Below are 1,695 nucleotides of genomic sequence, written 5' to 3'. Positions count from 1 at the left end.
AAATAGACTTCAATATCAATAGCTTTTAACTGAAAAACAATTCACCAACAATTAAGAAACAATTTTACATTATTAAAGAGCATATAACTCATTGTTTTAAAACAGGAAGGAAAGATACTAACCGCAGTCCATCCAAATCCACCGGAATACGTCTATTCACACCATATGTCTGAAACTCAAATCCGGATTCGGTATTCGTCGCCCAAGCCATAACAACATTCCCCTCTTCTGCCAGAACGGAAACCTGTTGCCATATCATTTCTCGTGTCTTTGTTGAGATGTCCCCAACATACACACCAGCGCGAATCTCCAGCAACCAGACGGCTAACCGTCCACGGAGTCGCGGAGGAACATTCTCTGTCACCACAACCAACATACTCATCGTTAACGACTCCGATGGCCTGCATCACCTAAAGAGACAGGGAGTGGGATAGCTACAGGATGTGCATCTTCAGGTGGTGGGGGTGGCTGAATTTCGCCTGCCGCAAGAACATCGTCAATAAGCGGAATTAATTTCGCCAGTATTTTGCTACTGCGGAAAATATCCCTGCAGGCTAGCCGGACTTCGCGATCGGGCTCGGCTGGATTACGCCGCGCTATCTCGAATGCTTTTGGCACGACGGTATCAAACTTAATGATATCAGCAATATCGTAGACAAAAGAAAGTGGTTTACCAGTATGTACAAAGCCTATCGCTGGCGCGTATCCAGCAGCAAGTATTGCTGCCTCCGTCACACCATACAGGCAGGCCGTCGCCGAACTAATACACTGGTTGACCGTATCCCCTTTCTCCCAGTCTTTCGGATCGTAGCGGCGTCCCTGCCACTTTACGCCATACTGTTTCGCCAATAATGCGTAAGTCGCCCGCACACGACTCCCTTCAATGCCGCGTAACTGTTCGACAGAACGTCGGCTTGGCGCTGGCTCACCAAAACGCAACTCGAACATTCTACGCACTACTTTCAGACGGAGCTCATCATCTAAGGCCAGCTTTGCCTGATAGAGCAATTTATCGGCTCGGGCACCACCTGGTTGCCCAGAGGCATAGAGACGGACACCCGCTTCACCAACCCATACCAGCAACGTGCCCACTGTCGCCGCCAGCCTTACAGCGGCATGAGAAACACGCGTCCCCGGTTCCAACATCAGACAGGCCACCGATCCGACAGGAATATGTGTACGGACGCCGGTTTTATCGATTAAAACGAATGCCCCATCGATAACATCAACTTGCCCATACTGGAGAAAGATCATCGATACACGATCTTTAAGCGGGATCGGATTTAATGGCAGCCAGCTCATTAGCGCCTCCTTTTTACCATCAGCATCCCACAACCCAACGCTTTACTCTTACCTAAGCCAGAGAACAGCACCTGGGAGAAAAGCGGAACGTCTGTAACACAAAGTGTTCCGCAAAAATCCACACTGCTGTACGTGATCGGTTCTTCCCGATTATGGCGAACAAAACGATGCTGTTGATACGCTTGCACACAGCCACAGCGCGTCTGCATTTCCCTGTATTCCTCACCAGCCCACAAAGCCAAAGCATCTGCCTCTGGCTCAAGCAAGTAAAAACCATGCTGCTGCCCTTGCCTCTCCAGCCACGCCTGAGCAGCCTGCTGCTGTACCTCCCACCAGCGTTCTTTTACAACGCCGCTTGCTTTTGCATGGTATTTGGCATCCATCATCACATCG

General features: G+C 49.9%; 3 protein-coding genes. All 3 read right to left on the bottom strand.

Annotated features, from left to right (window positions below; all coding sequences use genetic code 11):
- Positions 1-88: 88 nt before the first annotated feature.
- Positions 89-382, bottom strand: a complete 294-nt coding sequence (cas2e, locus tag CWM53_RS00045; RefSeq protein WP_012967338.1) for a type I-E CRISPR-associated endoribonuclease Cas2e — start codon at positions 380-382, stop codon at positions 89-91.
- A gap of 2 nt (positions 383-384) precedes the next feature.
- Positions 385-1,302 carry a type I-E CRISPR-associated endonuclease Cas1e gene (cas1e, locus tag CWM53_RS00040; RefSeq protein WP_100697322.1) on the bottom strand — a complete coding sequence of 306 codons (918 nt, stop codon included), beginning with the start codon at positions 1,300-1,302 and terminating at the stop codon, positions 385-387.
- On the bottom strand, positions 1,302-1,695 hold a 394-nt coding region (gene cas6e / locus CWM53_RS00035), incomplete at its 5' end, for a type I-E CRISPR-associated protein Cas6/Cse3/CasE (RefSeq protein ID WP_100750703.1). The genes cas1e and cas6e, both read right to left, overlap by 1 nt.

The organism is Klebsiella sp. A-Nf5 (assembly GCF_002810545.1).
Taxonomy (GTDB): domain Bacteria; phylum Pseudomonadota; class Gammaproteobacteria; order Enterobacterales; family Enterobacteriaceae; genus Klebsiella; species Klebsiella variicola.
Note: the sequence above shows the minus strand (reverse complement) of the source record. Positions and strands in the feature narration are given on the sequence as shown.

Coding starts and splice junctions, on each gene's coding strand:
- cas2e (WP_012967338.1), bottom strand. CDS start 382: ATGAGTATGTTGGTTGTGGTGACAGAGAATGTTCCTCCGCGACTCCGT.
- cas1e (WP_100697322.1), bottom strand. CDS start 1,302: ATGAGCTGGCTGCCATTAAATCCGATCCCGCTTAAAGATCGTGTATCG.